Source organism: Yersinia vastinensis (genome assembly GCF_902726565.1).
GTDB lineage: Bacteria > Pseudomonadota > Gammaproteobacteria > Enterobacterales > Enterobacteriaceae > Yersinia > Yersinia vastinensis.
In genome coordinates this window covers 148,388-173,821 of sequence record NZ_CACVAF010000002.1, presented here as the reverse complement: position 1 = coordinate 173,821, position 25,434 = coordinate 148,388, and the positions used below count along the sequence as shown (strand labels likewise).

Genomic DNA, 25,434 nt, shown 5'->3' with positions numbered 1-25,434 from the left:
TAAACGCACAGTGAATGCGTGCCGAATGCGGGTTGACTGGTTTTCCGTAGGCGGTTATGGTTCGGGACGGCACATTATATAGTGCTTACTTTTGACATTCTTGCCGGGTATTAACAGAGATCATGGATAAAATTGATAATTATCGCCGTAAATGGCTAACGTTAGGCGGGGCGGCGTTGGGTATATCGCTGCTTCCGGGGCAAGCATTCGCTACCCTCTCTACTCCTCGTCCACGTATCTTGACCCTGAATAACCTGAATACAGGTGAGTCCATAAAAGCCGAATTTTTTGACGGTCGAAGCTATAACAAAGATGAACTTTCCCGCTTAAACCATCTATTCCGCGACTATCGGGCCAATAAAGTTAAAACTATCGATCCTCGCTTGTTCGACCAACTCTACCGTTTGCAAGGTCTTCTCGGAACAACTAAACCGGTACAGCTTATTTCAGGCTATCGCTCACTTGATACGAATAATGAACTGCGCGAACGTAGCCGGGGAGTGGCTAAACACAGTTTCCATACTCAAGGGCGAGCGATGGATTTTCATATTGAAGGTATTCAATTGAGTAATATCCGCAAAGCGGCATTAAAAATGCGCGCAGGTGGTGTAGGATATTACCCTCGCAGTAATTTTGTGCATATTGATACTGGGCCGACACGAACCTGGTAAGACGCATTTTTCTGCCAATGCTTTGAGTTTATGGGTTATGGCATTGGGGTTGGAGCTTTATGAAATATCAAATTATTCCGGTGACGGCTTTTAGCCAAAATTGCACTCTCATCTGGTGTGAAGCAACAGGGCAGGCTGCACTTGTGGATCCTGGTGGTGAGGCGACTAAAATCATTGCTGAGGTTGAGCGTCAGGGTGTTAAGGTGAGTCAGATTCTACTGACTCACGGTCATCTGGATCATGTGGGCGCTGCTGCTGAATTAGCCGCACATTTCCAAGCCCCTATTTATGGTCCAGAGAAAGAAGACACTTTTTGGCTAGAAGGCCTACCTGCACAGAGCCGAATGTTTGGTTTAAGCGAATGTGAAGCTTTCACTCCGACTCGCTGGCTGGAAGAGGGTGATAAAATCACGGTGGGTAACATCGAATTATCAGTGTTGCATTGCCCTGGACATACGCCAGGACATATCGTTTTTGTTGATCAACAAGACCGGCTTGCATTGGTGGGAGATGTTATTTTTAATGGTGGTGTTGGGCGCAGTGATTTTCCACGTGGCGATCATCAACAACTGATTAACTCTATCCGGACCAAATTGTTACCTTTGGGAGATGACATGGCCTTTATTCCGGGGCATGGCCCGATGTCTACATTAGGTCACGAACGGCAGACCAATCCATTTATACGTGAAGAACCCGCAATTTGGTGATACGCAGAGTTAATTTTATACTCAACGTTATTGAAGAGTAGAAGGGCACCGTCAGGTGCCTTTTTTGCGTTATATTTAATGTTAGCGATTACAGTATTTTGTGAACCAATGATCAGCTATTCGTTGGCGCTACGAACATAATGGCGATTACCATTAGGTCAATATGATGCCTATCCACAGCAAGGCGTAACACAACAACATAAAAGAAATAACTGATATTAACTCGGCATCGTTTGTTGTTGCCGCTTTGAGTTCGTCGTATTACGAGTGCTTTCAATGGAACCTACTATGCCATTTCGTCGTTTCAGACCTAATAAGTTACTGTCCCGGCTCGGCTTTTCTTGCATGGTTTTATTACTATTTCTACTGTTAGGCGCTGTCGTGATTTACGGGCAGACAAAAGCCAATATGCATCAGGATGCTGAGGCTAAGTTATTGCAGGGTAGAGCGCGCTTTGATCAGATATTTAATAACTTACAGCATGCCGCTATTCAGGTCGAAACTGGATTAGGGAAACCCTGCTTACAAGTTGTGCAGAATTTACGCGATCAAGTCGTAATGATTCCGGATGTTCGTTCTGTTTCTTTAGCGAAAGGCACTACGATTTATTGTTCATCTATATATGGCCCGCTCGCGACATCTTTTCATTTAGATGTGTTTATTGATGGGCAATTAGAATTAATGTCGGGTAATGATGTTACCCCTGATCGCGCTTTGATGGTTTACCGACAAGAGCGGGGTGATTACAGCATTTTGGTTGCAGTTGATGGTTATTACTTGCGAAGTATTTTGAATCTCTTAAGTAACGATATTGAGTTGCGACTGAAAGTCGGCAATAAATGGATGGATTCTGCTGGGGTGGTCCATTCAAGTAACCCGACAAATGGAGGCGAGCCTCTATATCTGGCTTCAGAAAAATATGCCTACTCATTAAGTACGACACTCTCACATCAACAATATTTAAATTATGCTTGGCAATATGCACGAGGCAGTTTAATTTTCTTTGTGCTAGTGAGCGTTGGTTCCGCGGTGCTTACTTTTTGGTTATCCGGTAGAGCTGCATCACCTACATTGGTATTAAGGCACGCATTAGAAAATAACGAATTTATTCCCTATATGCAGCCGATTGTTTCCGGCAAAGACCAATGCTGGGTGGGCTGTGAAGTATTAATGCGTTGGCAACACCCACGTCAGGGGCTTATTCAGCCGAATAAGTTTATTCCGATGGCTGAAGACAATGGACTCATTGTGCCGATGACTCGCTCAATTATGCAGCAAGTGAGTGCAAAATTTGCACCTTATGTGAATCAATTACCTGAAGGTTTCCACTTTGGCTTTAATATTAGTGCTAGTCATTGCCGCGATTTAAGTTTGGTAGATGATTGTCGAAACTTTATTCAGGCTTTTGGTGGCAATAAGATTAATATCACGCTGGAATTAACTGAGCGTAAATTGATTATTGCAGATGAAACCACTGACAGATTATTTGCAGAATTGCATGCTTTAGGGGTTTTTATTGCCATTGATGATTTTGGTACTGGGCATTCGAGTCTGACTTATTTGCAAAAATTTAAAGTCGATTTTATAAAAATTGACCAAAGTTTTGTTGGGATGATTGGTTCAGATGCTCTGTCGAGCCACATTGTGGGAAATGTTATCGATCTAGCTACTCGGCTGGGGTTGCAAACCATTGCCGAAGGAGTGGAAAACGATACCCAAATGCGTTACTTGCAAGCCCATAAGGTGGATTATCTACAAGGTTATATGTACGGACGACCAATGCCAATGGCAGAATTTGCCAAATATATGTTCCATTAAGATTTTTTGTACTGATATATAAAACAAAGGGTGCCTAAGGCACCCTTTTTACAATCAGTCACGGAGTTTTATTAGAGCACAGCAACGATAGCTTCACACAGTGGAGCCATATTGTCTGGTGTCATGCCGGCAACGTTAACACGGCCAGAGTTTACGGCGTAAACAGCAAACTCATTGCGCAGACGCAGAACTTGTTCTTTGGTTAGACCGCTGAACGAGAACATGCCGTTCTGGTTAATGATAAAGCTAAAATCTTGCTGAGCGCCTTTTTCCTGCAAGGTATTAACAAACAACTGACGCATGCGGTGAATACGCTGGCGCATATCAGTCAGTTCTTGTTCCCAAATTGCGCGTAGCGCAGGGGTGCTGAGTATAGTCGCAACCACAGAAGCACCATGGGCTGGTGGGTTGGAATAGTTAGCACGGATAACGGCTTTAACCTGACTAAAAGCAATATCTGCCACTTCGCTGTTCGCGGCAACGACGGTACATGCCCCAACACGCTCATTGTACAGGCCGAAGTTTTTAGAATAAGAACTGCACACGATCAGTTCTTGATGTTTGGCGGCAAAAATACGTAGGCCCTGAGCATCTTCTTCTAAACCTTTGGCAAAACCTTGATAGGCAAAGTCAAACAGTGGCAACCAACCTTTCGCCACAGACAGTTCAGCCAATTGGCTCCACTGGGCCTCTGTCGGGTCTATCCCTGTTGGGTTATGGCAGCAGCCATGGAACAACACTACGTCGCCTGCTTGCGCTTCTGACAGGCTATTTAATAAGCCATCGAAGTCCAGTGCATGGTTTGCTGCGTCATAATAGGCATATTCAACCACTTCTAATCCGGCTGCAGCGAAGATGTTTTTATGGTTTGGCCAGCTTGGATTGCTGACCCAGACACGTTTGGCGCTGGTTTGGTGGGCAATAAAGTCAGCAGCGATACGTAATCCGCCAGTCCCACCCGGGGTTTGAGCCGTACGCGCACGTTTATCAGTAATGATGGCGCTATTAGCACCGAATAACAGTTCCTGAGTGCAGCTAGCGAAAACGGGCAGGCCATCAATACCCAGATAGTTTTTAGTAACTTCATTTTCCAGCAAATACTGCTCAGCTTTTTTTACGCTGGTCAGCACCGGCGTCTTCCCGGTTTCGTCTTTGTAGACACCGATCCCCAGGTTGATTTTATTAGGGCGGTCATCCGCGCGGAAAATATCGGTCAGGCCCAGAATTGGGTCCGCAGGTGCAGCAGTGATTTTTTCAAACATGTCAGAGGCTTCCATGGCTTAGCGTTAAGCAAACAGAACCCTCAGGGTAGCGCCAGTTGCGGTCTTTGCCAACCGTTTGCGAGAAAAAGAAATGAATGTTGTGAGGCAGGAGGATTCAGGGTGAAAAATCGGCACAATAGGCCAATCTACAGCGGAATATCCCTATATTGGCGATGGGATAAAACAAAAAGACAGAGCCGAGGCTCTGTCTTTTTTAACTTACTTCAGCAGGTAAACTGCATGATTAAGTCTGACTTAGAACTGGTAAACCAAGCCAACACCAACAACGTCATCAGTGTTCAGACCGTTAGCAACGGTAAACTTGTCTTCGTCCAGCAAGTTGATTTTGTAATCAACATAGGTAGACATGTTTTTGTTGAAGTAGTAGTAAGTACCAACAGAAACATATTTCAACAGGTCATGGTTAGTATCTGTGTTGTTGTTCAGATCCTTACCTTTGGACTGAACGTAGCCCAGAGATGGACGCAGACCGAAGTCGAACTGGTACTGTGCAGTGATTTCAATATCACGAGTTTTGTTCGCGATAGCGTCGTTACCGAACGGAGTCAAGTTCTGAGTTTCTGCATACATTGCTGCCAAGTATACGTTGTTAGCGTCGTATTTAGCACCAACGTTCCATGCTTGAGCTTTATCACCTTCAGCAACATACAGATTACTCAGGTGAGCATTTTTCTGAGCAGTGGTACGGTTAGCTGTAGAGTAACCAGCACCGAAGCTTACGCCGTAACCGATGTCATAAGTAGAAGACAGACCGAAGCCATCGCCGTTCTGAGTAGTCAACAGACCATCACGGCCATTTTCGTTTTTGCCTTGGTATTGCAGGGCAAAGTTCAGGCCGTCAACCAGACCGAAGAAGTTGGTGTTACGGTAAGTCGCCAGACCAGTAGAACGACCAGTCATGTAGTTGTCAGAGTTGGAGATTGAATCACCACCGAACACTGGCAGCATGTCAGTCCATGCGTTGACATCATAGATAACGCCGTAGTTACGGCCGTAGTCGAATGAACCGAACTCAGCAAATTTCAGACCAGCGAAGCCCAGACGAGTTTTGTTGCCATCAGCGCCTTGAGATTCAGCATTGTTAGCCTGAATGTTGTATTCCCACTGGCCGTAACCGGTCAGTTGGTCAGTAATTTGGGTTTCACCTTTGAAGCCGAAACGAACATAAGATTCGTCGCCGTCTTGTTTAGCGTTATCAGAGAACTGGTGACGCGCGTCAACTTTACCGTACAGGTCAAGTTTGTTGCCGTCTTTGTTGTAGATTTCTGCTGCATTAGCCGCGCCAGCCACTAACAATGCTGGGATTACTACTGCAAGAATATTGCGCTTCATCATTATTATTACCCTCATTGGTGTTATTCGGACACCTGCCACTGCCGCCAATAATTTTTTTGGAACTATTGTTGAGAGTTTGGTGTCGTCTGTGTCTGAACGCAGTGTTCCATTCACAGGCCCTATAATCCACACCGAAAATGCTACCAATTACCAGAATATGTTTCATTGGGATACTATGTGTTACAAGATGTAAATATCAGGGAACTTTGTGACTTGGATCGAACTTTGAAAAATGAAAAAAGCCAGCAGGGCTGGCTTTTTTTTATACAAAAAGACAATTATTTTCTAAATGACAAACTTAGAAACTGGCATTTCTTGGTGTGCGTGGGAATGGAATGACATCCCGAACGTTTTGAACCCCTGTTACATATGAGAGCAAGCGCTCAAATCCAAGGCCAAAACCCGAATGTGGCACAGTGCCGTAGCGACGCAGATCACGATACCACCAATAATCTTCTTTATTGAGGCCCATTTCCGCCAGACGGGCATCCAACACATCTAAACGTTCTTCACGCTGTGAACCACCGATGATTTCACCAATACCTGGAGCAAGAACATCCATTGCTGCCACGGTTTTACCATCTTCATTCATACGCATATAGAAAGCTTTAATGTCTTTCGGGTAGTTTTTAACCACCACCGGTGCTTTAAAGTGTTTCTCAGCCAAATAGCGCTCATGTTCAGAGGACAAATCAATGCCCCAAGACACGTCGTTCTCAAATTTCTGGCCGGATGCCAGCAAGATTTCAATGGCGTCGGTATAGTCAACTTGAGCAAAGTCAGAGGTGACAAAGCGCTGCAAGCGATCGACAGCATCTTTATCGACGCGCTCGGCAAAGAATTTCATATCATCAGCACGTTCGTTTAGCACAGCCTGGAAAACGTACTTCAGCATTTTCTCGGCCAAACCGGCAACGTCATCTAATGAAGCGAAAGCAACTTCAGGTTCGACCATCCAGAATTCAGCCAAATGACGACTGGTGTTGGAGTTTTCCGCACGGAAAGTTGGGCCAAAAGTGTAAACTTTTGATAACGCGCTGGCGTAAGTTTCGCCGTTCAACTGGCCAGATACGGTCAGGAAGGCTTCTTTACCGAAGAAATCCTCGCTGAAATCAACTGCACCCGACTCTGTGCGTGGCAAGTTTTCCAGATCCAATGTAGATACACGGAACATTTCACCAGCCCCTTCAGTGTCTGAAGCGGTGATCAATGGGGTAGAAACCCAGAAATAACCATTCTCATCGAAGAAACGATGGATGGCTTGCGCCAAAGTATGGCGAACACGTGCAACGGCACCGATCAGGTTGGTACGTGGGCGCAAATGTGCAACTTCACGTAAATATTCGATGCTGTGACGTTTAGCGGCCATAGGGTAGGTATCGGGATCATCCACCCAACCGACCACTTTGATAGCCGTTGCCTGAATCTCAAAACTTTGGCCTTCACCCGGTGATGCAACCACGGTTCCGGTCACTTCAACGGAACAGCCAGTAGTCAGGTGCAGCACTTCATCCTGATAATTCGGCAAAGTATTATTCACGACGGCCTGTAACGGGTCAAAGCAGGAACCGTCATAAACGGCAACGAAGGAGATACCCGCTTTAGAATCTCTCCGGGTACGCACCCAACCGCGTACGGTGACTTCACTGTCAACCGCAGCACGGCCTTGCAGTACGTCGACTACAGGCACTACGCTCATAGATTTCTCTCTTTAATAGTTAGCCCTTTGCACTTGAAGCGACAGGGAGGGTTAGCAGCCTACCTGTTGCGCCAATGACTTTGGGTATAAAAATAGTGAATAACCCAACAAAATGGGGATATTGCTATGTTACTTGTGGCAGGGCAGGACACAAGTAGAAATCACCAGATCAGTGCAACATTTCTGTCGTTAGCTTAAATAAAGACGGCATAAATCGAAGTGAAGTTTAATCGAAGGGAAAGTTGCGGGTGGAAAGTGTCTGTATTTGGGATAGTCGGATAATATTAACCCGACTATCCCTCAACGTATTGGCAGTATATTAGCTGGCTTTTTTAACCAAGGGCAGGGCAAAGGCTTCACGCAATTCAGCTACAAAAGCGGGATCCTGACAAATAGTTTTACCTGGGCTGTCAGAAAGTTTAGCGACTGGCTTATCGTTGCACTCAACCAACTTAATCACAATATTAAGTGGTTTCACTCCTGGGATATCACAGGTGAGCCGCGTGCCAATCCCAAAGACTAATTTAATCCGCTGGTAGAAATGGCGATACAGCGATAGTGCCTTTTCCAAGTCCAAATTATCCGAGAACACCAATGTTTTGCTCATAGGGTCAATGCCCAGTTTTTCATAATGAGCAATGGCTTTTTCACCCCACTCAACAGGATCACCTGAATCGTGTCGCAAACCCTGATAACGATTAGCGAACTCTTCACCAAAATCGCGCAGAAATGCATCCATGGTTATGCAGTCGGTTAATGCGACCCCAAGTTGACTGGGATACTCATCTAACCAAACTTGTAGCGCGACGCGCTGGCTGTTAGCCAGAACCGGGCTTATCTGTTGGTGAGCCTGAAACCATTCATGGGCCTGAGTGCCAACCGGCGCTAAAGCCAACTCGCGTGCTAAATCATAATTACTGGTTCCGACCAGATAGGGGAACTCATCTTTCAAGCTGCTGACAATCGCATTTTGTATCTCGCGAGAGAAACGACGGCGAGTACCAAAATCCATCAACTTAAAATGAGTAATGTCGATATCGGCACTGAGTGCTTTAAATTGCTGCAATTTGTGGCGTAATTGCTCGACAGCCTGGGCTGGCGTGACATGCACAGAGCGACGGCGATGTACTATTTCGCTGATAACCGCCAGTAATGGTACTTCCCATAGAATCGTTTCACACCATAGCCCGGTAATACGAATATCTAATTTTCCTTCTTTATCCGATACGGTGACTTGCTCAGGGTTAAAACGGAAATCCCGTAACCAGCTCAGGTAGTCATCTTGGAAGAAAGGTAAGCCCGAGAGATAGGTAAACTCGTCATCAGACAGCGCCAATTGGCTCATCAGCGTTATTTGATGGCGTATCTCGTCGGCATATTCGCCCAGCAACTCATCACCACGGCAGCGAAATTCCGCGGCAACGGTAATATGGCGATAACGATGGAACACTGCTTGTTGCATATGAAGCTTATAAGCATCTGTATCAAGCAATGAAGTCAAAATCGGTGAGGCGTCTTGGGTCATGGCGCTATACAGCATCCTCGTAGGAGCATTTTCCACAGTCGGCATAATCTAAAAGTCGCAGGAGTATACCGGTATTATCCTGTTATTGAAGCCTCATCACACCATAAATGCTAATCAGAGGTCTAGGATTAAACGTGCCATTATCCGCCAAGTGACTCTTTTCTTAAATGAGCAGTGCGATAAAAGCTAATTTTTTAGGCAGTTAGATGATGCAAAGAAATATATTGTCTTAAAAAATATAGGGTTATTAACTTGATCCGCATGGGTTATCAACTAGGTTTTTTTCACAGTTGTGATACATTGAAAAACTATCTGAGTCTGGGGCAAAGCCGCTAACTGCATGGTTTTTTACTGAGCGATATTCTCTGTCATTCCGCGCTTCTGAGCCTAAACAATCATAACGGCAGACTGGATAACCATATTCACTGATGACGTCAAAAGGGTTTTTATGACACAACAGCCGCAAGCTAAATACCGTCACGATTATAAATCGCCGGATTACACCATTACCGATATCGATCTGGACTTCGCGCTAGATGCGCAGAAAACGACAGTAACGGCGGTCAGTAAAGTTAAACGTCAGGGAGTAGACGGAGCACCGCTGGTCCTCAATGGTGAAGATCTCACGTTAATCAGTATCAGCGTAGATGGGCAAGCATGGCCTCATTATCAGCTACAAGATAATTCGCTAGTGATTGAACAGCTGCCAGCGCATTTCACACTGACAATTATTAATGATATTCATCCGGCGAAAAACAGTGCGTTGGAAGGGTTATATTTATCCGGTGAGGCATTGTGTACACAATGCGAAGCTGAAGGTTTCCGTCATATTACCTATTATTTAGACCGCCCAGATGTGCTGGCTCGTTTTACGACACGCATCGTTGCGGATAAATCGCTTTATCCATATTTACTCTCTAACGGTAACCCGGTGGGGAAAGGCATTTTAGACGATGGTCGCCATTGGATTAAGTGGGAAGACCCATTCCCAAAACCTTGCTATCTATTTGCGCTAGTGGCCGGTGATTTTGATGTCCTACGTGATAAATTTATTACTCGTTCTGGCCGCGAAGTTGCTCTGGAGCTTTTTGTTGACCGTGGTAATTTGGATCGTGCCGATTGGGCAATGACCTCGTTGAAGAATGCCATGAAATGGGATGAAACCCGTTTTGGCCTAGAATACGACCTCGACATCTATATGATTGTGGCGGTTGATTTCTTCAATATGGGTGCAATGGAAAATAAAGGGCTGAATGTATTTAATTCAAAATATGTTTTGGCAAAGGCTGAAACAGCGACAGATAAAGATTATCTGAATATCGAAGCTGTTATTGGTCATGAGTATTTCCATAATTGGACTGGTAACCGTGTGACTTGCCGAGATTGGTTCCAGTTAAGTCTGAAAGAAGGGTTAACCGTATTTCGTGATCAGGAGTTTAGTTCTGATTTAGGTTCACGCTCTGTTAACCGCATTGAGAATGTGCGGGTCATGCGTGCAGCACAGTTTGCAGAAGATGCCAGCCCGATGGCTCATGCCATTCGCCCGGATAAAGTGATTGAAATGAACAACTTCTACACTTTAACGGTGTATGAGAAGGGTTCAGAAGTTATCCGCATGATGCATACATTATTGGGTGAGCAGCAATTCCAAGCGGGTATGCAGCTCTATTTTGAACGCCATGACGGCAGCGCGGCCACCTGTGATGATTTTGTGCAGGCAATGGAGGATGCTTCGAATGTTGACCTGTCTCTATTCCGTCGCTGGTATAGCCAATCGGGCACGCCAATACTGACCGTTCGTGATGATTATGATGCCGAAAAGCAGCAATATCATTTACACGTGAGTCAAAAAACATTACCAACCGCTGATCAGCCGGAAAAGTTGCCACTGCATATTCCATTGGATATTGAGTTATATGACAGCAAAGGTAATGTGATTGCACTACAGCGAAATGGTTTGCCGGTGCATCATGTGTTGAATGTGACGGAAGCTGAACAGACCTTTACCTTTGATAATGTTGAGCACCCACCGATTCCTTCTTTATTGCGTGAGTTTTCCGCGCCGGTCAAATTGGATTATACCTACAGTGACCAGCAACTGACGTTCCTGATGCAGCATGCGCGCAATGAATTTTCTCGTTGGGATGCGGCACAAAGTTTGCTGGCAACCTATATCAAACTCAATGTTGCCAAATACCAACAGAAACAACCATTGAGCTTACCGAGTCACGTGGCAGATGCTTTCCGCGCAATATTACTTGATGAAAATCTTGATCCGGCTTTAGCTGCACAGATCCTGACATTGCCATCGGAAAATGAAATTGCGGAGCTGTTTACCATTATTGATCCGCAGGCGATCAGCGCAGTACATGAAGCGATAACCCGCTGTCTGGCGAATGAATTGTCTGATGAGCTGTTGGCTGTTTACGTGGCGAATATAACGCCGGTCTATCGTATTGAACATGGCGATATTGCCAAGCGAGCACTGCGCAATACGTGCTTGAATTATTTGGCGTTTGGTGATGAAGACTTTGCTAACAAGCTGGTCTCTTCACAATATCATCAGGCTGATAATATGACGGACTCTCTGGCAGCCTTGGCCGCGGCTGTTGCTGCGCAGTTGCCATGCCGGGACGAATTACTGGCGGCCTTTGATGTCCGCTGGAACCATGATGGCTTGGTGATGGATAAATGGTTCGCACTGCAAGCAATGAGTCCTGCCGTGGATGTATTGGCGCAGGTGCGTGGGTTGCTGAAACATCCCGCCTTTAGTTTGAGTAATCCAAACCGTACTCGTTCACTGGTAGGTAGTTTTGCCTCCGGTAATCCAGCAGCTTTCCACGCAACAGATGGCAGCGGTTATCAATTCCTGGTGGAAATACTCAGTGACTTGAATACCCGTAATCCGCAAGTTGCTGCTCGCTTAATTGAGCCACTGATTCGCTTGAAACGCTACGACGCAGGGCGTCAAGCTTTGATGCGCCAGGCATTGGAACAACTCAAAGTACTGGAAAATCTATCCGGTGATTTGTTCGAGAAGATCACCAAAGCCTTAGCGGCATAAGATGTAGGCACATAAAAAAATAGAGGGCAGTGATGCCCTCTATTTTATGATTACCACGGCAGTTGATATCAATACTCTTTGCATGGCTTTACCTCGCAAACGTTTACTTTCCTGAAAGATGAATTTACCATTCCCGCATCAACGGCTTGTCATCGCTCGCTCAGGAGATTACATGTACTATCCTCTCGTCAAAAAAGCACTGTTTCAGCTTGATCCAGAACGTGCCCATGAGTTCACTTTCCGTCAGTTAAAACGAGTCACTGGCACTCCGCTTGAGTTTCTGGTTCGCCAGTCAGTGCCAACCAAAACGGTAAGCTGTATGGGATTGTCATTTAAAAACCCAGTGGGCCTGGCTGCGGGTCTGGATAAAGACGGCGAGTGTATTGATGCTTTAGGCGCTATGGGATTTGGTTTTATCGAAGTGGGGACTGTGACACCACGGCCACAATCAGGTAATGACAAGCCAAGACTCTTTAGGATCGTTGAAGCCGAAGGCTTGATCAACCGTATGGGATTTAATAACCACGGGGTTGATAACTTAATTGAAAACGTCAAGAAATCACATTTCGGCGGTATTTTAGGCATTAATATTGGTAAGAATAAAGATACTCCGGTAGAACAAGGTAAAGACGATTACTTGATTTGTATGGACAAAATATATCCTTACGCTGGATATATTGCGATTAATATCTCCTCACCTAATACACCGGGGTTACGCTCCTTACAGTATGGTGAAGCTCTGGATGATTTGTTAGCCGCAATTAAAAATAAACAAACTGAATTACACCAACGACATCATAAGTATGTTCCAGTAGCAGTAAAGATCGCCCCGGATCTTACTGAAGAAGAATTGATCCAAATAGCCGATAGTTTGGTTCGTCATAATATAGATGGTGTAATTGCTACGAATACAACTTTAGACCGTTCTCTCATTCAAGGTTTAAATTATTGCGAACAAGCCGGTGGTTTAAGCGGCCGTCCATTACAATTACACAGTACTGAAGTGATTCGTCGCTTATCACAAGAACTGCAAGGGCGTTTGCCTATTATCGGTGTGGGTGGAATTGACTCTGTTATTGCCGCCCGTGAAAAAATGGCTGCCGGTGCTTCATTGATTCAAATTTATTCCGGATTTATCTTCCGCGGACCAGGTTTGATTAAGAATATCGTTACTCATATCTAATTATTTATCTTCTTTACTTGTCTGGGGGTTTATTTATTCCCCCAGCTCGTCTATATTTTGTTCCATAGATTAAATATACACCAAAAACCTTATATGAATTTAGTCTCATTTGATGGGTGAAAACCCAGTCATTGAATCAATGATGTTGGCAGTATGGCGGGAAGGATAAAATATGCGGATTAAACCAGACGATAAATGGCGTTGGTATTTTGATACCGAACATGACCGACTTATGTTGGATTTAGCTAATGGTATGATATTTCGTTCGCGTTTCCCGTCAAAAATGCTCACTCCTGATGCTTTTGGTGAAGCTGCATTCTGTGTTGATGATGCTGCGCTCTATTTTGAATTCGAAGATCAATGTCGCCAAATTAAAATGGGCCATGAACAACGTTCAGAATTGATATTAAATGCTCTGGTTGCATTTCGCTTTTTAAAACCATTAATGCCTAAAAGCTGGTATTTTGCACAACAGACAAAAAACTGGGTGCCGCAAAATGCTGAACTGGCCGCAGTCAAAGTTTTGGACAGTGGTGAAGAAATTAGTTTGTTGGTGGTTGAATCTGGCGACTCTGCCAGTTTGTGCTTATTAGCACAGCCTCAGGTAATATTAGCTGGGCGTCAGCTAATATTGGGTGATGCAATAAAGATAATGAATGACCGTTTGTTGCCGCTAGTGATTGAAACCAGCTACATCGCACCAGCCTATGACCGGGCGATGTAATTCCTTTCATCTTTCAAGCCCAGTGGCGTTGGCTGATTGTGTTATTAAGCAGTTTATTTGCCGCCGAGGGTAATATCCCCTTTGGGTATACAGCTACAGCAAAGAATCGTCCCATCATTACCGATAGCACTCTGTTTTAAAGGTGCGACCTCGCCATTGACCAAGGTAATTCTGCAACTACCGCATATCCCCGCCCGACAAGAATAGGGTATACGAATATTTTGCTGTTCTAATTGTTCCAACAATACTTGCTGGTTATTACCGTTAAAACGGATACCGTTATATTCAATAGAGACAGTTTTCGATTGATCTTGTGGTGCTGCAAGGCTTTCAACCACGGCACCGGCACGGTATGGACGTGGCAGTTTGGTTGACAGAATTTCGACCTCATCTCCAACCCGAATAATACCGCTGTTTCTGGCCACCATATTCTGACCAAAATCAATATCACCATTTTCAGCGGTTCGGAATGTCTGTAAAGTCTGCAAAGGTTCGCCGGTAGGGTGTTTTCGTCCGCGTTCAACACTGACGGTCGTTAATACACAGCGGCTGCACGGTTTAACCAAATCAAAGGTAATATCACCCACTCGGATGACCTGCCAACCGTCTTCGGCAAATGCCGTAGCACCCGTCACCACTAAATTGGGCCGAAACTGTTCCAGCTTAATACTGCCAGGGCAACGTTGCTGTAATTCTTTAAACGATGCTTCATTGATCAGTAAATAAGGGAAGCCATCAGCAAAGGTGAGTGGAATTTCCGGCATCGGTTTTACCCGGCGGGTTAATTCTGGTCCAAGCCAGCGTAATTGGACTTCGCGCTGAAAATAGTCACTGAGCCAGTTGTTGATAGCGGCTGGAGCGATGAGCGCGGTAAAATGGTTCCCCCATACTTCAGTCGGTTCCGCATTGGCTAAAAAATCACTAAAGCGGATACTGGCACTCTCGCCATCGGGGGCAGTGAGATATAAACCATCTGGCATTAATGCCGGGGTAAACATGACCATCTTCGGATATTGGCGCGCAGTAATGAAAGTGCCATCCGGTTCGGTAATCATAAATGCGCGGTCAAAAGCCAGCCCACTACTGCAAACTTGAGCATGAGAAAGCTGCAAGCCGCGCATGGATTTCACTGGATGAACATAAAGTCGGGAGAGGGTAATCACCATTATCTCCGTGCGAGTATTAAATTAGAGGGAGCAACTTTATGACAAGCTGCTGGGATTAGCTATAATGCGCAACAATTTTCTTTTTGGTGATAGTGCGATATGAACTCTCTGTTTGCCAGCACGGCGCGTGGACTGGAAGAACTGTTAAAAAGCGAACTCGAAGCGCTGGGCGCTCACGACTGTAAAATAGTACAGGGTGGGGTACATTTTCAGGGCGACGATCGACTCATGTACCAAAGCCTGTTGTGGAGCCGTTTGGCTTCGCGCATCTTGTTACCGCTTAACGAATTCAAAGTTTACAGTGATTTAGACTTGTACCTTGGTGTACAGGCAATTGATTGGCCGTCAATTTTTGGTGTGGATAAAACATTTGCCGTGCATTTTAGTGGCGTCAATGACGAGATCCGCAACAGTCAGTACGGGGCATTAAAAGTCAAAGATGCCATCGTCGATAGCTTTACTCGTAAATTGGAACAGCGCCCAACAGTGGCCAAACAGCAACCTGATATTCGGGTCAACGTATTCCTGCAACGAGAAATGGCCAGTGTGGCACTCGATCTGAGTGGCGAAGGCCTGCATCAGCGCGGTTACCGTGATCTGACAGGGCAGGCACCATTGAAAGAGAATCTGGCAGCGGCCATTATTTTGCGTTCTGGCTGGCAGTCAGGCACGCCAATGGTTGACCCAATGTGTGGCTCCGGCACGTTACTAATTGAAGCGGCAATGATGGCTTCTGATCGTGCGCCGGGCCTGCATCGGGAACATTGGGGCTTTACGGCTTGGAGCGCCTTTAACGAGGAACTCTGGCGTGAATTGACTACTGAAGCACAAGTGCGCGCTCGCCGCGGTTTACAAGAGACTACATCGCGTTTCTTTGGCTCAGATATTGACCGGCGAGTCATTGAAATGGCTCGGGCCAATGCCCGCCGTGCTGGGGTGTCAGAACTGATTACCTTTAATGCGAACGATGTCAGTAAACTAGTTAATCCATTACCAGAAGGGCCGGTAGGTACGGTTATCAGTAACCCACCTTACGGTGAACGGTTGGAAAGTGAACCGGCATTGATTGCCCTGCATAATATGCTGGGCCGCATCATGAAAAGTGCATTCGGTGGCTGGCGTTTATCACTGTTCAGTGCGTCACCTGAATTGCTAAGTTGTTTGCAATTACGTGCAGAGCGCGAATTCAAAGCCAAAAATGGCCCGCTTGATTGTGTGCAGAAAAACTATCAGTTGGCCGCGAACCCACAAGGTGCCGCGGGGGTTCAGGTCGCTGAAGATTATGCTAACCGTCTGCGCAAGAATGTGAAAAAGCTGGATAAGTGGGCGAAACAGCAGGGTATCGAATGTTATCGCTTATATGATGCTGATTTACCAGACTATAACGTCGCCGTCGATCGTTATGGCAGCAAAGTCGTGGTACAGGAATATGCCCCGCCGAAAACCATTGACGCGCAAAAAGCACGTCAACGCTTGTTTGATGTGATTAATGCCACTCTGGCGGTGTTGAATCTGCCGTCAAATCAATTGGTACTGAAAACACGAGAACGCCAAAAGGGTAAAAGCCAATATGAAAAATTGGCTCAGAAGGGTGAATTCCTGTTGGTGAATGAATATAACGCCAAACTGTGGGTCAACCTGACTGATTATCTTGATACAGGCTTATTCCTCGATCACCGCATTGCGCGTCAAATGTTGGGCAAAATGAGTAAGGGTAAAGATTTCCTTAACCTGTTTGCTTATACCGGAACTGCAAGTGTTCATGCAGGGCTGGGAGGCGCGCGCAGTACGACCACGGTCGATATGTCACGGACTTATTTGGAGTGGGCAGAGAAAAATCTGCGGGTGAATGGCTTAACGGGCCAGCAACACCGTTTGATCCAAGCTGATTGCCTGTCTTGGCTCAGTAACACGGATGAGCAATTCGATGTGATCTTTATCGATCCGCCGACGTTCTCCAACTCCAAGCGTATGGAAACCACCTTTGATGTGCAGCGCGATCATGTCGTGCTGATGAAAGAACTTAAACGGTTACTGCGTCGTCAGGGGACCATCATGTTCTCTAACAACAAGCGCGGTTTCCAGATGGATTTGGCCGCTATAGAGGCGTTAGGGCTGGAAGCGAAAGAAATAACAGCACAGACGCAATCTGAAGACTTTGCCCGTAATCGTCAGATCCACAACTGCTGGCTGGTCACTCACAGCCGCGAGGAAAAGTAAAAACTATGTCGTTAATTAGCATGTCCGGTGCTTGGCTGTCGTTCAGCGATGCACCTTTATTAGATAATACTGAATTGCATATTGAGGCAAACGAACGCGTTTGTCTGGTGGGCCGTAATGGCGCGGGCAAATCCACCTTGCTGAAAATTCTGAGCAAAGAAGTGCCTTTGGATGATGGTCGCATCATTTATGAACAGGATTTGATTGTTGCCCGTTTACAGCAAGATCCACCGCGCAATGTCGCGGGCACAGTGTTTGATTTTGTGGCTGAAGGCGTGCAAGAACAGGCAGAGCATCTGAAAGCGTATCATGCAACACTGCATCAGGTTGAACTTGACCCGAGCGAAAAAAACCTTAATCGGCTGGCGGCCTTGCAGGAAATTTTGGATCATCAGGGATTATGGCAGCTAGACAGCCGTATTCAGGAAGTACTGGTTCAGTTAGGCTTGTCGGCTGATGCAGAACTTTCTTCTCTGTCAGGGGGTTGGTTGCGTAAAGCGGCATTAGGTCGCGCGTTGGTCAGCTCACCGAAAGTGTTACTGCTGGACGAACCGACTAACCATTTGGATATTGAAACTATCAACTGGTTGGAAGGCTTCTTGAAAGAATTCCAAGGCAGCATCGTCTTTATCTCCCATGACCGCTCCTTTATCCGCGCAATGGCCACTCGCATTGTCGATCTGGATCGTGGCAAATTAGTGTCATGGCCGGGTAACTACGAATTGTATCTGGCTAGCAAAGAAGAAGCGTTGCGGGTTGAAGAGCTGCAAAATGCCGAATTTGACCGCAAATTGGCGCAAGAAGAAGTATGGATTCGCCAAGGCATCAAAGCACGACGCACGCGTAACGAGGGTCGTGTTCGCGCCCTGAAAGCATTGCGGATGGAGCGTTCACAGCGCCGTGAAGTGATGGGTACGGCCAAGATGCAAGTGGAAGAGACCGTGCGCTCAGGCAAAATCGTCTTTGATCTGGAAAATGTTAATTATCAGGTCGATGGCAAAGTGCTGGTGAAAGATTTTACTGCTCAAGTACAGCGTGGCGATAAAATTGCGCTGGTGGGTCCAAACGGTTGCGGTAAAACCACCTTGCTGAAACTGATGCTCGGTCAGCTTAAAGCAGATAGCGGTAAAGTGCATTGCGGTACTAAGCTGGAAGTCGCCTATTTTGACCAGCATCGCGCAGAACTTGATCCAGAACGCACAGTGATGGATAACCTAGCGGAAGGTAAGCAGGAAGTGATGGTCAATGGCCGTTCACGCCATGTGTTGGGCTATCTGCAAGATTTCTTGTTCCACCCGAAACGCGCGATGACCCCAGTGAAAGCGTTATCTGGCGGTGAGCGTAACCGCCTGTTATTGGCAAAATTATTCCTTAAGCCAAGCAACTTATTGATCCTCGATGAACCGACCAACGATCTGGATGTAGAAACACTGGAACTGTTGGAAGAGATGGTCGATAGCTATCAGGGCACTGTATTGCTGGTCAGCCATGATCGCCAATTCGTTGATAACTCAGTAACTGAATGCTGGATCTTTGAAGGGAATGGTCAAATCAACAGCTTTGTCGGGGGCTATTATGATGCTCATCAACAACGCGCTGAAGCAAAACCTATTCGTCAGGTTGCCGCTAAAGCTGAAGAGACCAAAGCGACTGCGCCGGTAAAAAATACGACACCAGCGGCAAAACGCCCTGGCAAGTTGAGCTATAACCTGCAACGTGAGTTGGATCAATTGCCTCAGCAATTGGAAAAGCTGGAAAATGAAATCAGTGAGTTACAGGCTCAGGTCAGTCATACTGATTTCTTCTCTCGCCCACATGAAGAAACACAGCAGGTTTTAAAGGCACTCGCGGATGCTGAACAGGCATTAGAGATCGCATTTAGTCGTTGGGAAGAGCTGGAAGCTCAGAAAAACGGTTAAAAATCTGTAATAGCCGTTCTGTCTGATGAGGTGCTGTGCAATATTATGTCTATTGTTATATTAGGCCCCCTGACAAAACGGCACTCAGCGATATGAGTACTACCCAATAAGATTTCCAAGTACAGGAAGGCGGCAAGCAAAAAAGTACCGATAAGCTGGCTGAGGTGAGCGATTCGGGTCAGTGAGTGCAGCAAATACACCTGTGCTTGGAAAGTTAAAGGGTATTGAGGAATGAGATATTGTGTTCTGTAATTCAGCCTGAACACTCCGGGCAGACAGGGAATGTGATCCTGTGCCGGCAGTGTGATATGTCAGTGGTCTTACCCTCACTGCCTTATGGTACTAAAGCGGTATGTCCGCGTTGCAAAACGACACTAACGGCGAGGTGGGATGAGCCACGTAAGCGCCCCGTCGGTTATGCTTTCAGTGCATTATTTATGCTACTGCTGGCAAATATGTTTCCCTTTGTCAGCATGCGAGTGGCGGGGATCACCAGCGAAATCACTTTGATCCAAATACCCAAAGTGATGGTGGCAGATGATTATGCCAGCATGGCGACGCTATTTATGGTGTTGGTGCAGTTAATACCGGCTTTTTGTATGGTGGCCATAATTCTGCTTTGCCTACGGGTGCGTATGCCGACGCGTTGGAAAACATTCATAGCAAAAATATTATTTCAATTTAAAGCTTGGTGCATGGTTGAGATTTTCCTCGCCGGTGTATTAGTGAGTTTTGTTAAATTGATGGCCTATGGCGATATTGGCGTTGGCAGCAGTTTTATCCCTTACTGTATATTCTGCGTGTTGCAAGTTCGTGCTTTTCAATGTATCGACCGACATTGGATGTGGCAGGATATCGCGCCCGCACCTGCATTACCTTACCCTCTTATTGCGGGGCGTACCGGGCTACGTCAAGGTTTACGCTCCTGTTCGTGCTGCACGGCCATCTTGCCGCAATCCCAAGAACAGTGCCCACGTTGCCATAGTCATGGGCATGTCCGTCGTCGCAATAGCTTGCAATGGACAATGGCATTATTGACCACATCAATATTGCTATATATTCCTGCCAATCTAATGCCCATCATGATCACAGAAAGTTTAGGCAGCCAGATGGGATCCACCATTATGTCTGGGGTGATTTTCCTATGGAGTGAGGGCTCTTATCCGGTGGCGTTGGTGATTTTTATTGCCAGTATCATGGTACCGTCCTTGAAAATGCTCGCGATCGGTTGGCTATGCTGGGATGCAAAAGGTAAAGGCAAAACAGACACTGAACGAATGCATTTTATTTATGAAGTCGTCGAATTTGTTGGCCGTTGGTCAATGATTGATGTCTTTGTTATTGCTGTGCTTTCATCATTAGTTCGTATCGGGCAACTGATGAGTATCTACCCGGCGATTGGTGCACTACTATTTGCAATGGTAGTGATCCTGACCATGTTTGCTGCATTAACCTTTGATCCCCGGTTAACCTGGGATCGAATAAGTGAAACAACCCAAGAAGGAGCCGCAAGGTGACGGACAATAATCCCAGCCAAGGTGTGGCAGAAATAGAAAAAATCAAGCGATGGTCCCCGGTGTGGATAATCCCTATTGTGACTGTGCTGATTGGTGCATGGATACTGTTTTATCATTTTAGCCATCAGGGACCTCAGGTGGTAATGACCACGTTGAATGCTGAAGGCATCGAAGCGGGTAAAACAAAAATAAAAAGCCGTAGTGTGGATATTGGTATCGTTGAACAGGTCACTCTGAGCGAAGATCTTAACCATGTTATCGTACAAGCGCGGCTGAATTCAGGCATGAAGAATTTGCTGCACAGCGACACCGTTTTCTGGGTGGTTAAACCACAAATTGGCCGTGAAGGTATTTCTGGTTTAGGGACGCTGCTCTCTGGTGCCTATATCGAACTGCAGCCGGGTGGTAAAGGCAAGGCATTAGATAAATTCACATTACTTGACTCCCCCCCACTTGCAGCTCCTGATGCAAAAGGGCTGCGCATCATACTCGACAGCGAACAAGCGGGGCAGTTGAATGCCGGTGATCCGGTACTGTTCCGTGGTTATCGAGTCGGTTCAGTGGAAACCAGTACTTTTGATGCTAAATTGCGCCTGATGCGTTATCAGCTCTTTATTGGCGCGCCTTATGACAGCTTAGTGACGACCAATGTTCGCTTTTGGAAAGACAGTGGCGTGGCCGTCGACCTCTCCTCGCAAGGAATGCGGGTAGAAATGGCATCGCTGGCAACATTATTCAGCGGTGGTGTCAGTTTTGATGTCCCGGATGGTCTGGAGCTCGGTAAGCCTATCACTCAAGAAAAACCGGAATTTAAACTGTTTGATGACCGCAGCAGTATTCAAAACTCTCTGTACACTGAACATGAAGATTTCTTGTTATTCTTTTCTGATTCTGTTCGTGGCTTGCAGGCGGGCGCACCCGTTGAGTTCCGAGGGATCCGCGTCGGTACTGTGGGTGAAGTTCCCTTCTTTGCCGAGGGGATGAGGCAGCGTGTTGATAATGACTTCCGTATCCCAGTGCTTATTCGTATTGAGCCAGGCCGTTTCCGTAATGATTTAGGACCGGATGCCAATTTCGAACAAACATTGAAAGCAGCGAAAGAGCGTGGCCTGCGTGCATCCTTGAAATCAGGAAACTTGCTGACTGGCGCGTTGTTCATCGATCTGGATTTCTACCCAGATGCTAAACCGTGGAAAGGGCCTTTGGAAGTCGTGGGTTATCCATTACTGCCAACCGTCAGCGGTGGTTTAGCGCAAATTCAGCAGAAACTGACGCAAACGTTAGATAAAATCAATAATTTGCCGTTGACGCCAATGCTTAATGAAGTCACCAAAACACTGGTCGAAAGTCAGAAAACGATGCATGAAACTCAGAAAACGCTAGAGTCACTGACTGCGATTACCTCCAGTCCGGCCATGCAAGACCTACCAAAAGATCTGCAAAAGACGTTGAATGAGTTGAATCGCAGCATGAAAGGCTTCCAACCAGGATCACCGGCATACAATAAAATGGTGGGTGATATGCAGCGGCTAGATCAGGTCCTGCGTGAATTACAACCGGTATTACGGACGTTGAATGAAAAGAGCAACGCGCTAGTATTTGAAGCGGCGGGAAGTCAGGATCCTCAGCCTAAGAAGGCCAAAAAATGATGAAATGGATGGCAGTTATCGCCGCGCTATTACTTAGCGCATGCAGCAGCGAACCGAGCAAGACGTACTATCAATTGCCCGCGCTGAGTGCACCCGCAACAGCAAGTAGCAGTGTTGCATCACGGCAATTATGGATTGAGCATGTCGGTGTTGCTGATTATCTTGCTGCAGCGGGAGTGGTGTATCAAACCAACGATGTGCAGTATGTGATAGCCAGTAACAACCTTTGGGCCAGCCCACTGGATCAGCAATTGCAGCAAACGTTGGTGACAAATCTGAGCAGTGCGTTGCCGGGGTGGTTGGTGTCTTCACAACCCCTTGATAGCGATCAGGATGTTCTCAATGTGACTGTCACTGGTTTTCATGGCCGCTACGATGGGCGCGCTATCATCCGCGGTGTCTGGATACTAAAACATCAGGGCCAACTGATTAAGCAGCCATTCGATTTAGAGCTAAAACAGAGCGAAGACGGTTATGATGCGCTTATTCGCACTCTGGCTCAGGGGTGGCAACAGGAAGCTAAGACGATTGCCGCTCGTTTACAACAAGTTAAATAATATTTTGTTCTAAATCGGTCTAACCCTCTTTCATTGATAATAATGAATTTATCGTGAAAGAGGGTTGTCAATAAATATCAAGTAGTTACCTTCGTTCATCTCAAATCAATCACTTAGCTAATTCTGCGTGCCTAGCTCACAAATGTGACATTGGCGTGAATATTGCGCATTGCTTTTCTGTTTCCTAAGGTCTATCACTTAATTGTGACTGCACATAAAGTGGTCACTGTTTTCTTTCCACCAGACAGAAAGATGAGGGAAACGAGGCATGAAGAGACAGAAAAGAGATCGCTTGGAAAGGGCGTTGTCACGTGGGTATCAAGCAGGTATTTCTGGGCGTTCAAGGGAAATTTGCCCTTACCAAGCTTTAGACGCCAGATCACATTGGTTAGGAGGTTGGCGACAAGCCATGGAGGACAGGGCTGTGACCGCTTAAGCGGCTCTCTGTCAGACTGAGGGAACACCTCCGCTTTATGCGCATATCGCGGAGGTTGTTAATCGTACTTACCAGCGTTTCAGTAGTATGCTCGCATTGACCCCACCGAAACCAAAACCATTGGAAAGCGCATAAGTGATTTCACGGGCTTGAGCGTGGCCCGACACCACATTGAGTCCATGAGCCGCAGGATCCAGATTTTCCAAATTCAGCGTTGCTGGAACAATTTGATCCCGTAATGCCAAGACTGTAAAAATAGTTTCCAGCCCGCCTGCCGCCCCCAGTAAATGTCCTGTCGCTGATTTTGTAGATGTAATCGCTAAAGTCGCATTCTCGCCAAACAAGTGCTTAATCGCATTGATTTCGCCAAGATCACCAACCGGGGTTGACGTTGCATGTGCATTGAGATGCTGAACCTGTGCTGGTTCAATGCCTGCCTGACGCAATGCAATTTTCATCGCACGATAGGCACCATCACCATCTTCTGCGCCCGAAGTCATATGGTAAGCATCGGCACTGGTACCGTAACCGACAATTTCGGCCAACGGTTGTGCACCACGAGCCAAAGCATGCTCTAGTGCTTCAATAATCAGCAGGCCAGCACCTTCGCCCATTACAAATCCATCACGCGCACTATCAAAGGGGCGAGAGGCTTTCTCTGGTGCGTCATTAGAGCCTGTTGATAAGGCTCGAGCCGCGGCAAAACCGGCCAGACTGACCTTATCAATCGCGGCTTCAGCACCACCACATAGCGCAATATCTGCTTCATTATTGCGAATCATCCGCACCGCATCGCCAATCGCTTGAACACCTGCCGCACAGGCCGTCACTGGGGCACCAATCGGCCCTTTAAAATGATGCTTGATAGAGACATGGCCAGCGGCCAAATTCACCAGAAATGAGGGCACAGTGAAAGGCGATAGCCGTTTTGGCCCGCGGCTATCAGTGGTGCGAACCGCATGTGCGATGGAAGGAAATCCACCAATACCCGAGCCAATGACTGTCGCCGTGCGCTCTTGCTTCTCTAAATCATCGGCTTGCCAACCCGCATGAGCAATAGCCTCATCTGCCGCAGCCATTGCAAACTCAATGAAACGATCCATTTTCTTCTGGTCTTTTGGTGCAACAGCTTTATCGGGATCGAAGCCAGCATCAGGATCTTCTGCAAGGGTAGGGACTTGCCCACCAATTTTTGCCGGCAAATCGTCAACAATTTCATCTGGTAGAACACGGATACCTGATTGCCCCGCCAGCAGACGTTGCCAAACTATCTCAGTACCACAGCCTAATGGGGAAACTACTCCCATGCCTGTAATTACTACACGACGTGTATTCATCATTTTTCCTTTTGAGACTTAATTGAATGAGAGGGGTATCTGGCATCCGCTGATCGTTTGTCCTGCATCAGTGCCAACCGTTTATTAATTATATCGCTCCTGACGGAGCCTGCCGCGAGGGTGACATTTTGTGCGTGGATAGGTTGTCGGCTCGCGTTGTCCAGCAGGATAGGTTCCACAGGAACACCTGTGCGGCTATCTGCGAGCATCGCCACAGTTCCTTCTGGGGCAAAATGCTGATTCCCCCAGTGAAATAATGCGGCAATGACCGGGAAGAAATCATTACCACGTTCAGTCAGCAGATACTCATAACGAACAGGGCGAGTATGGTAGAGGCGTTTTTCAAGGATGCCGCTTTCCACCAAATACTTTAAGCGACGAGTTAGGATGGTCGGAGAAAGTTGTAAACTTTGCTGGAATTCATCAAATCGAGTTAGTCCCTGAAAGGCATCTCGAATGATCAGTATGCTCCACCACTCTCCCACTCGTTCTAGTGCACGGGCAACTGGACAGGGCATGTCTTGTAGGCGAGTTCTTTGCATACCACTCCTCGAATGATGGCATATCACGGGCTGCTACCAACAAGTCACTACATTTATTGTAGTCACTTGCGGTAAAAAAAAT

18 protein-coding genes and 1 pseudogene are annotated in these 25,434 nt (G+C 46.5%); 12 read left to right on the top strand and 7 right to left on the bottom strand.

What is annotated here, in order from left to right; all coding sequences use genetic code 11:
• Positions 1-122 precede the first annotated feature (122 nt).
• The 3 genes from HUZ92_RS03535 (at position 123) to HUZ92_RS03525 (ending at position 3,196) form a co-directional block, all read left to right on the top strand.
• The gene (locus HUZ92_RS03535; protein ID WP_050097137.1) at positions 123-671 is read left to right on the top strand and encodes a YcbK family protein; all 549 of its coding nucleotides are present in this window, start codon (positions 123-125) and stop codon (positions 669-671) included.
• A gap of 59 nt (positions 672-730) precedes the next feature.
• The gene (locus HUZ92_RS03530) at positions 731-1,378 is read left to right on the top strand and encodes an MBL fold metallo-hydrolase (protein WP_050097138.1); all 648 of its coding nucleotides are present in this window, start codon (positions 731-733) and stop codon (positions 1,376-1,378) included.
• 288 nt (positions 1,379-1,666) lie between these two features.
• Positions 1,667-3,196 carry an EAL domain-containing protein gene (locus tag HUZ92_RS03525; protein ID WP_050097139.1) on the top strand — a complete coding sequence of 510 codons (1,530 nt, stop codon included), beginning with the start codon at positions 1,667-1,669 and terminating at the stop codon, positions 3,194-3,196.
• Between the two features lie 71 nt (positions 3,197-3,267).
• Here HUZ92_RS03525 and HUZ92_RS03520 read toward each other — a convergent pair whose 3' ends face one another.
• The 4 genes from HUZ92_RS03520 to pncB form a co-directional block, all read right to left on the bottom strand.
• Complete coding sequence (locus HUZ92_RS03520) at positions 3,268-4,458, bottom strand: amino acid aminotransferase (RefSeq protein ID WP_050097140.1); 1,191 nt, start codon at positions 4,456-4,458, stop codon at positions 3,268-3,270.
• 255 nt (positions 4,459-4,713) lie between these two features.
• Complete coding sequence (gene ompF, locus HUZ92_RS03515; RefSeq protein ID WP_164908309.1) at positions 4,714-5,811, bottom strand: porin OmpF; 1,098 nt, start codon at positions 5,809-5,811, stop codon at positions 4,714-4,716.
• 301 nt (positions 5,812-6,112) lie between these two features.
• A complete protein-coding gene (asnS, locus tag HUZ92_RS03510; protein WP_145579981.1) occupies positions 6,113-7,513 on the bottom strand; it encodes an asparagine--tRNA ligase in 1,401 nt (466 codons plus the stop codon).
• Between the two features lie 319 nt (positions 7,514-7,832).
• Complete coding sequence (pncB, locus tag HUZ92_RS03505) at positions 7,833-9,038, bottom strand: nicotinate phosphoribosyltransferase (protein WP_128450868.1); 1,206 nt, start codon at positions 9,036-9,038, stop codon at positions 7,833-7,835.
• Between the two features lie 448 nt (positions 9,039-9,486).
• On the opposite strand from pncB, the gene pepN reads away from it, so the two are divergent.
• The 3 genes from pepN to HUZ92_RS03490 all read left to right on the top strand — a co-directional run bounded on the left by pepN (position 9,487) and on the right by HUZ92_RS03490 (position 14,009).
• The gene (pepN, locus tag HUZ92_RS03500; protein ID WP_050097144.1) at positions 9,487-12,102 is read left to right on the top strand and encodes an aminopeptidase N; all 2,616 of its coding nucleotides are present in this window, start codon (positions 9,487-9,489) and stop codon (positions 12,100-12,102) included.
• Between the two features lie 172 nt (positions 12,103-12,274).
• Positions 12,275-13,285: a quinone-dependent dihydroorotate dehydrogenase gene (gene pyrD / locus HUZ92_RS03495; RefSeq protein WP_050097145.1), complete on the top strand. Its 1,011-nt coding sequence runs from the start codon at positions 12,275-12,277 to the stop codon at positions 13,283-13,285.
• Positions 13,286-13,457: 172 nt separating this feature from the next.
• Positions 13,458-14,009, top strand: a complete 552-nt coding sequence (locus HUZ92_RS03490) for a cell division protein ZapC (protein ID WP_050097146.1) — start codon at positions 13,458-13,460, stop codon at positions 14,007-14,009.
• A 53-nt stretch (positions 14,010-14,062) separates the two neighbouring features.
• Here HUZ92_RS03490 and HUZ92_RS03485 read toward each other — a convergent pair whose 3' ends face one another.
• Positions 14,063-15,175 carry a YcbX family protein gene (locus HUZ92_RS03485; protein ID WP_072086449.1) on the bottom strand — a complete coding sequence of 371 codons (1,113 nt, stop codon included), beginning with the start codon at positions 15,173-15,175 and terminating at the stop codon, positions 14,063-14,065.
• Positions 15,176-15,274: 99 nt separating this feature from the next.
• On the opposite strand from HUZ92_RS03485, the gene rlmKL reads away from it, so the two are divergent.
• The 6 genes and pseudogenes from rlmKL (at position 15,275) to rmf (ending at position 23,473) form a co-directional block, all read left to right on the top strand.
• Positions 15,275-17,395, top strand: coding sequence for a bifunctional 23S rRNA (guanine(2069)-N(7))-methyltransferase RlmK/23S rRNA (guanine(2445)-N(2))-methyltransferase RlmL (gene rlmKL / locus HUZ92_RS03480; protein WP_050097147.1), 2,121 nt, complete (start codon positions 15,275-15,277; stop codon positions 17,393-17,395).
• A gap of 5 nt (positions 17,396-17,400) precedes the next feature.
• Positions 17,401-19,314, top strand: a complete 1,914-nt coding sequence (locus HUZ92_RS03475) for an ABC transporter ATP-binding protein (protein ID WP_050097148.1) — start codon at positions 17,401-17,403, stop codon at positions 19,312-19,314.
• Between the two features lie 239 nt (positions 19,315-19,553).
• Positions 19,554-20,841, top strand: a pseudogene (pqiA, locus tag HUZ92_RS03470) (membrane integrity-associated transporter subunit PqiA).
• Positions 20,828-22,480: an intermembrane transport protein PqiB gene (gene pqiB / locus HUZ92_RS03465; RefSeq protein WP_050097149.1), complete on the top strand. Its 1,653-nt coding sequence runs from the start codon at positions 20,828-20,830 to the stop codon at positions 22,478-22,480. Before pqiA ends, pqiB begins: the two are co-directional and overlap by 14 nt.
• Entirely contained in the window at positions 22,477-23,037 is a 561-nt protein-coding gene (pqiC, locus tag HUZ92_RS03460; protein WP_050097150.1) for a membrane integrity-associated transporter subunit PqiC, read from the top strand. The genes pqiB and pqiC overlap by 4 nt, the downstream gene beginning before the upstream one ends.
• 268 nt (positions 23,038-23,305) lie before the next feature.
• Positions 23,306-23,473, top strand: coding sequence for a ribosome modulation factor (gene rmf, locus HUZ92_RS03455; RefSeq protein ID WP_005170911.1), 168 nt, complete (start codon positions 23,306-23,308; stop codon positions 23,471-23,473).
• A 68-nt stretch (positions 23,474-23,541) separates the two neighbouring features.
• Here the strand turns inward: rmf and fabF are convergent, their stop codons facing one another.
• Positions 23,542-24,810, bottom strand: coding sequence for a beta-ketoacyl-ACP synthase II (gene fabF / locus HUZ92_RS03450; RefSeq protein WP_050097151.1), 1,269 nt, complete (start codon positions 24,808-24,810; stop codon positions 23,542-23,544).
• Positions 24,810-25,352, bottom strand: a complete 543-nt coding sequence (locus HUZ92_RS03445; protein ID WP_145525377.1) for a winged helix-turn-helix transcriptional regulator — start codon at positions 25,350-25,352, stop codon at positions 24,810-24,812. The genes fabF and HUZ92_RS03445 overlap by 1 nt, the downstream gene beginning before the upstream one ends.
• Positions 25,353-25,434 lie beyond the last annotated feature (82 nt).

Excerpts from the sequence above, each read along its gene's own strand:
- HUZ92_RS03535 (WP_050097137.1), top strand. The coding sequence starts at position 123 with ATGGATAAAATTGATAATTATCGCCGTAAATGGCTAACGTTAGGCGGG.
- HUZ92_RS03530 (WP_050097138.1), top strand. The coding sequence starts at position 731 with ATGAAATATCAAATTATTCCGGTGACGGCTTTTAGCCAAAATTGCACT.
- HUZ92_RS03525 (WP_050097139.1), top strand. The coding sequence starts at position 1,667 with ATGCCATTTCGTCGTTTCAGACCTAATAAGTTACTGTCCCGGCTCGGC.
- HUZ92_RS03520 (WP_050097140.1), bottom strand. The coding sequence starts at position 4,458 with ATGTTTGAAAAAATCACTGCTGCACCTGCGGACCCAATTCTGGGCCTG.
- ompF (WP_164908309.1), bottom strand. The coding sequence starts at position 5,811 with ATGAAGCGCAATATTCTTGCAGTAGTAATCCCAGCATTGTTAGTGGCT.
- asnS (WP_145579981.1), bottom strand. The coding sequence starts at position 7,513 with ATGAGCGTAGTGCCTGTAGTCGACGTACTGCAAGGCCGTGCTGCGGTT.
- pncB (WP_128450868.1), bottom strand. The coding sequence starts at position 9,038 with ATGACCCAAGACGCCTCACCGATTTTGACTTCATTGCTTGATACAGAT.
- pepN (WP_050097144.1), top strand. The coding sequence starts at position 9,487 with ATGACACAACAGCCGCAAGCTAAATACCGTCACGATTATAAATCGCCG.
- pyrD (WP_050097145.1), top strand. The coding sequence starts at position 12,275 with ATGTACTATCCTCTCGTCAAAAAAGCACTGTTTCAGCTTGATCCAGAA.
- HUZ92_RS03490 (WP_050097146.1), top strand. The coding sequence starts at position 13,458 with ATGCGGATTAAACCAGACGATAAATGGCGTTGGTATTTTGATACCGAA.
- HUZ92_RS03485 (WP_072086449.1), bottom strand. The coding sequence starts at position 15,175 with ATGGTGATTACCCTCTCCCGACTTTATGTTCATCCAGTGAAATCCATG.
- rlmKL (WP_050097147.1), top strand. The coding sequence starts at position 15,275 with ATGAACTCTCTGTTTGCCAGCACGGCGCGTGGACTGGAAGAACTGTTA.
- HUZ92_RS03475 (WP_050097148.1), top strand. The coding sequence starts at position 17,401 with ATGTCGTTAATTAGCATGTCCGGTGCTTGGCTGTCGTTCAGCGATGCA.
- pqiC (WP_050097150.1), top strand. The coding sequence starts at position 22,477 with ATGATGAAATGGATGGCAGTTATCGCCGCGCTATTACTTAGCGCATGC.
- rmf (WP_005170911.1), top strand. The coding sequence starts at position 23,306 with ATGAAGAGACAGAAAAGAGATCGCTTGGAAAGGGCGTTGTCACGTGGG.
- fabF (WP_050097151.1), bottom strand. The coding sequence starts at position 24,810 with ATGAATACACGTCGTGTAGTAATTACAGGCATGGGAGTAGTTTCCCCA.
- HUZ92_RS03445 (WP_145525377.1), bottom strand. The coding sequence starts at position 25,352 with ATGCAAAGAACTCGCCTACAAGACATGCCCTGTCCAGTTGCCCGTGCA.